The following is a 5,848-nucleotide window of genomic DNA, read 5'->3' on the forward strand; positions in this document are numbered from 1 at the left end:
CTTCTCTGAACTAAGAAGTTGATCTTAGGTGCGGCAGGTGGCGCCAGGTTAGGCGGGCATCTGTGGGGCCGGCCCTTGTTCACCTTCCATGGGTTCTCGGTGTAGTACTCCACCGCCCTTGCCGTCCGGTCGCACCCGCCATCGAGGCGGCCACTGATGCTCCTGACCCATTGCGCCCGGCAGAAGCAATGCCCCTTCCAAGTCGATAGGCTGCGCTAATTGTTGTGCAGCGAACCTTGCCTTCTTGCCAAAAGAAGCCCGGACAAACGAAGCGCCGACAGTAAAGGTAGCGTCTTCGAACAGGGCAGCGCCAATGAAGGAAACACCACTGAAGTCCGCTTGTCGCTCGAAGGTTGCGCGACCGAACTCGGCATGCGCGAGGGTGGTGCCCGCGAAATTAGCATCGCCAGCAAAGACGGTGCCACGGAATCCGGCGTATCCGTTGGAGTTTACTCCTTGGAACCTGAAATTGCAGGCAAAGGTGCTGTCGTCAAACGCAGCTTCTTTAGCGAAGGTTGCGCGGTGAAACGAAACGTTGCCGGTCACACTAACCCCGCGGAGGCTAGCCATATATTCGAAGATGGTTCCACTGAACGCAATATCGCCAGCGACGGTGATCCGGTCGAATCCGGCGAACCAACTCAAGGTTGCCCGATCGAAGACGGCTCCTCCTTTGAAGGTGACATCGTCAAATGAAGCTCTTCTCCTGAAGGTAGACCTATGAAACTTGGCTACCTGATCGAAGGTAGCACCGCTGAAGTCCGCTTCGCCGCTGAAGGTAGCTCCGCGAAATTGAGCCTTGCCAGTGAAGGTGGCTCCAGCGAAGTCTGCACTACGCATTCGAGATTCGTCGAAGTCGAAATCGAAGAGGGTGGCTTCGGTCAGATCGATTCGTATGCTTGGCCAGAAGGATCCGGAGGGTCGTTTGGCTCGACGCGACCAGCGTCGACCCAACAAGTGCCAGTGCTTGTGGGCAAGTTCGTAACGTAGATGAGCGGCCAGGACTCGCTGAGCGGCGAGCCGGACTTGTCGTTCTTCCCGTCGGTCGCGCTCTTCGAGTTTGTCAGTGTTGTCTGACCTCCCACCAATGGCAGCACGCGGAACGGCGGGGTGAGCGTTCTCCTGATCGTCATCTTGAGGCGGCGAGAAGGGCATGCGCAGGTAGGCGCAGATCACGTCCACGATCCGTTGCCGCAACGCGGGGTTGTTCTGTGCGAGTTCTTCTAGCGCGTAGAGGCCGGCCAGCCGGACTGGGGCCTTGTCATGGCCGAGTTGTTCTGCGGCCTTCCCGTAGCGGTCGGTGTCGTGGCCGCGTTCGCCGAGCTGGAACGTGCGCCGGGCGGTGTCGGCGTTGCGGGCGGTGTAGTAGACCGCGAGCAGCGCGGCCAGGCCAGTGGCGACCGCAAGGGCGCGGCCGCGGACCGCGTCGACGGCCGCGGCGAGCTTCTCGCCCTGCAATCCGGTCACTCCATCGACGTGCTCCAGCCACCAGGATGCACCGGGGCCGAGCATCAAGCCGATCGCCGCAGCTAGCGCCAGTCCAACCACGAGGATCACAATCGAGGCAGGCTTCACGTCCATACGGTGGCCCATTTCAGGTATCGCGGCCACGGCTTTCCGGCAACAGGGCGCTGCGGCGCTGGCCGGCCGCGCGGCGTATGGCGATGACCAGCAGATCGACGTTGCGCTGATCGATTCCGGTCACCGCCTGCCGAAGGTCGACCGGGACGCCGTCGGCCAGACTCGCGGCGATACGCAGCATGCGTTGCTCGCCTGCAGAGCAGGGCAGCGTCCCGTTATCGAGGGCGGTGATGGCGGCAGGCCAGTCGACGGTGGCCGTCGGCAGGCCGTCGAACAGGCCGTGCTCGAGAGTCACGAACCGATCGGTGAAGTCGCTGCGCCGCAGCCAGGTCTGCGCGATGAGCAACTCTGCTGCGGCTTCAAGGCAGTGGACGCCTTGGGCTTGGTGCCGCAACGCGGCAGCCAGCTCGATGGGCGGGGTCATGTGGTCCTCTTCGGGAGGACGGCGGTGCGGCCGGCGATGTCCGGGAACGACGGCATGCCGAGGTGGATCGTGGTCGCGCGGCGGGCCCGCTCGTCGAGCTGGGCAAGCTTGTCTTCGGCGGCGGCCAGGTAAATCCGCTGCTTCTCGACCTCGCCGAGCCAGCCTTCGCGTTCGGCCTCAGCGAGGCGGGCGATCACGTTGCTCCGGATCTCTTCCAGGCGGGGTCGTTCGGCCGGGTCGACCCGCAAAAGCGGACATTTAAGACAAGCGTGCTCATGTTGACAGTCAGTGCCGTAAGCGCGGCCGCAAACCCCGATAGCCATCTTCCGGCGCTCGAAATGGCCGAGGAACTCCTCCCATTCCTCGTCGGTGGGGGTGCGGTATTCCTCACTGGGACGCAACTGTCGGCGTCGGGCGATGAACGCCCTGTGGCCGTCGATCACCTCTTGGGGATAAACCGTGTTATACCCCATTGTGGTATCGAGCGTCTTATGTCCCAAGATTAACTGGACGATGTGAGGCGGCATCCCGCTCAAGATCGCTTCGGTCGTGAAGACTCTCCGGAAGTCATGGGGCTGGAACTGCAAGTACTGCCCCGTGACGTCCGTGAAACCGGAGGCCCGCAGCAGCTCGTTGAGGGCCGTCCGTATCAGGGTCCGGGTGACGGCACGATTCTGTCCTGCTGATCGCCATTGGAACAGGATGGGCATCGGAGGGTTCCAGATCCTCTCGTGAGGGTCGTAGGCGGCGACCAGCGGAATGGCGCCTGTCCCCTCACGAACCCGGACGACGATCGTGGCCAAGACATCGACAAGTTCGAGATCGACAACCAGCAGGCGTTCCTGATCGGTTTTCGAGGGGGCGATGTGGAGCAAGGGAACAGGTTCGCCGGTGCCAGGGGTGACGTATTGGGTGATGCTCTGGTGGCTGATCTCCAGCATCTCTTCGACGCGGGCGCCGGTGTGCCGCAGGACTTCGACTGATGCCCAGGCCCAAAAGGCCCTATTTTCGGCCAGCGCGAGTTTCCGGAGTCGCCCGGCAGAGTCGATGGCGAAGTCGAAGGCATTGCCGGCTGCCGGCCTGTGTTCGTTGCCGCCCTTGATGTAGGTCTCGCCCAGGACGGTGAAGGTCTCACCAGGGGATGCGTTACGGAGTGCGGTCAGGCGTGCCTGCGCTTCCACTCGTCGCTGGAAGGCGATCTGGGCCAGGGTGGCCATGTTAGGCAGCCGCTCACGGGTGCGCTGGTCCATGCGCGCTTTGCGCCTCGCGTTGCGCTTCTTGCCAGAGATCTCCGCCACATTGATGGGGCAGGGTGCTGCCCACGCCCCCCAGCGGGCTGGATCTTCTGTCGCCCACTGGGTGATATCGAGATAGAACGACCGGACGTAGGTCAAAAGGTCGATGTATGCGATCCGCGGGGTGGTGACCTCGCGGATGCTGCCGTCAGGCTGTCGTTCGCGACTGGTCTTGAACTGCAGCCTAGACTTCCAATCTGCGATGACGTCAGATGGCAGCCTGAGGGAACTGGCGCTTGGATGATGGGTCTCGATGTTCTTCCAGAAGTTGAGAGCAAGAGCCCGCGAAAGCTGTTCCAGGCTGTTGTAGTCGAGAGCCGGCTGCCGTTCGGTCAGGTAGTCGACGATCAGGTCGCGGACGGGCCCGCTCTCAAGAGCGTAGCGATCCACAAGTTGTTGTGGGCTCGCCTGGCCAGCGAACACCCCCAGGTGCCGGAGCGCAGGAGGAGCATCCGCGGGAAAATGCCCCATCTGCTGCAGAAGGCTGTAAAAGTGTCCCCTGCTGGAGCCCCGTTGAGTACGAGTCCGGGTCTCGATTTCGCGTAACTCTAGGCAGTCACCGACGGCGATATCGGTCACCTTGCCGCCCTTGGCGCCCAAGATAATGGCGATCTGGTTGAGGGCCCGGTGCTTGCACTTCTCGCTGATCCCCTGATGGTCAGCGGCAGCGTTCATCTGAGCGAATCCTTCAGGATCTCGGTAGGTGGCCATCGCGGGCCGCCAGTAGCGAGACTGAACGATCATCGAAAGCCACTCCACGCTCGGGCGGAGAACGTCCGCGCAGACCAGCCAAAGCAGCCCAGCCTTCAAGACCCCCCTCGGGGCGGCTATCCCGTGGCCGGCAAGTCGGGTACGGGCTTCTTCTTCCCACTGTTCTCCGAGCGAGTGGGCGGGTGTCGAACACCAGCGCTGCTGCCATGTCTCGCCGGGGAAGTCGTCGAGCCAGCGCAGCAGCCCCCTCACTCCTTTTCTCCTTTGGAGGTGCGTGGTGCCAGCGGCCCGGTGACGATGCTGCTCCAAATCGTCGATGATCTGTCGTTCGGATCGCGTGGTCGTCGGCCAAACGGCTGGCAACTGCCTAGCGGGGAACTTCACCCGCAGGTTTTTAAAGGCCTCACCGCTCAAGGAAGAGGCGAAATGCCCAGGCCTCGCCAGTCGCTGGTCAGGGATGTCAGTCCGGGTCGTCATGTGTCCCGTCCGAAGAGAATGTCGAGGGAGCGAGGGTTGTAACCGGTGGTCGGAGGAACGGCTGAGGCGGGCCGCGGCTGTCTTTCGCGGTCGTGGTGAGCGAGGGCGTGGGCGATCACTTCGTCCTGGCTGGGGGTGGTGTAGAGCTGCGTGGTGCTCAAGCTCGCATGGCCGAGGATCCACTGAACATCGGTGATCGGCATGTCCGGGTCCTGAGCCATCCGCCAGGCCGCAGTGTGGCGTAGGTCGTGGATCGTCCAGTTCGAGCCGAGCGTTTCCTGAGCGCGGGCGAACATGGCGCGGGCTGCGTGGTAGGTCAGCGGCCGGAAGGGCTGCCGTAGCGTGACCCACAGTGGCTGGCGCCGGCCGCGGAGCGCGCCCTTGCGCCAGATCTCCTCCTGGTAGAGCCGTAACCACACGAACGCGTCCGGCGAGGCCGGCAGTAGTTGAGTGGCTCCGCTGCCCTTGCGGGTCACGCTGATGACCTGCTCGCCCGGATCCGCGTCGGCCTGGACAGAGTCGAGCAGTTCCTCGGCCCGGGCGCCGGTCGAGACCCAGAACGCCAGCAGGGCGCGGTCGCGGTGATACTTCAGCCCGGCGAAGATTTCGTTGAACTGGTCGTCAGGGATCCGCTTGGGGATCCGGGCCGGCAATCGCGGCCGGTAGCGGCCAGCGCGCTCGTGCCGGAACGGCTCCATCGGGTTGTGATGCTCGTTCGCGCGGCCCGCGCGTCGCGACCGGTCCTGCGGGAACGGGTTCATGATCGGGCCGGTGCCGGCCTTGAGGTGGAAGTCGTAGAACCGGCGCAGCACCGTCTCCGCGTGTGCCCGAGACGTCCGGGAGAACTTTTTGCCGGGTCGGGCCTTGCCCGTCACCGCATTCACCGCCCCGGCCTGCAACCTCGCCGAGCCCCGCCCACGCCTCTCAGCCATATTGGCCTGGCCGTCACGGCGTCGCCAGTGCGTGCGAGACGGCTTCTCCGAGATCTTCAGCCACAGCGCGAAGTCGCGCCCCTCGGCGGGGGTCGCCTGGTTCCACGGCATCCCGGCCGCCGCGAGCCAGCGCCACCACAGGAGCAGATCGTTGCCGTAGGACTTCAGCGTCGACTCCGACCGGTCCTGGGCCTGCAACTCGCGCAGGAACGCCGCCACCGGCTCGACGACCGCTCCGGCTCCGTCCAGTAACCGGTACGGCTCCCACGGGTCGCCCGTCTCATCGAGTCGTCCCACCGCCCGCACCACTAACGACGCCAGATCCCGCTCAGCATTTGGGTCAGCCATGGCGCGGGACGCTAGCAGAGATCAGAGAAATGTGCCTCTGAACTGGGATAACTCTCCTACTAGTTCAGTTAACGTGCCGC

The 5,848-nt window shown here is 63.8% G+C and carries 4 protein-coding genes; all 4 read right to left on the bottom strand.

Annotation, left to right across the window (positions count from 1 at the left end):
- Positions 1–48 precede the first annotated feature (48 nt).
- Positions 49–1,581 carry a pentapeptide repeat-containing protein gene (locus AB0F17_RS66200; RefSeq protein WP_358047775.1) on the bottom strand — a complete coding sequence of 511 codons (1,533 nt, stop codon included), beginning with the start codon at positions 1,579–1,581 and terminating at the stop codon, positions 49–51.
- A gap of 13 nt (positions 1,582–1,594) precedes the next feature.
- Complete coding sequence (locus AB0F17_RS66205; RefSeq protein ID WP_358047777.1) at positions 1,595–2,005, bottom strand: hypothetical protein; 411 nt, start codon at positions 2,003–2,005, stop codon at positions 1,595–1,597.
- The gene (locus AB0F17_RS66210; protein ID WP_358047779.1) at positions 2,002–4,263 is read right to left on the bottom strand and encodes a site-specific integrase; all 2,262 of its coding nucleotides are present in this window, start codon (positions 4,261–4,263) and stop codon (positions 2,002–2,004) included. Before AB0F17_RS66210 ends, AB0F17_RS66205 begins: the two co-directional genes overlap by 4 nt.
- A 221-nt stretch (positions 4,264–4,484) precedes the next feature.
- Complete coding sequence (locus AB0F17_RS66215; RefSeq protein ID WP_358047781.1) at positions 4,485–5,768, bottom strand: tyrosine-type recombinase/integrase; 1,284 nt, start codon at positions 5,766–5,768, stop codon at positions 4,485–4,487.
- Positions 5,769–5,848 lie beyond the last annotated feature (80 nt).

The sequence above is a fragment of the Nonomuraea sp. NPDC026600 genome (assembly GCF_040638335.1).
In the GTDB taxonomy this organism is placed as follows: Bacteria; Actinomycetota; Actinomycetes; order Streptosporangiales; family Streptosporangiaceae; genus Nonomuraea.

Excerpts from the sequence above, each read along its gene's own strand:
- AB0F17_RS66215 (WP_358047781.1), bottom strand. The coding sequence starts at position 5,768 with ATGGCTGACCCAAATGCTGAGCGGGATCTGGCGTCGTTAGTGGTGCGG.
- AB0F17_RS66200 (WP_358047775.1), bottom strand. The coding sequence starts at position 1,581 with ATGGACGTGAAGCCTGCCTCGATTGTGATCCTCGTGGTTGGACTGGCG.
- AB0F17_RS66205 (WP_358047777.1), bottom strand. The coding sequence starts at position 2,005 with ATGACCCCGCCCATCGAGCTGGCTGCCGCGTTGCGGCACCAAGCCCAA.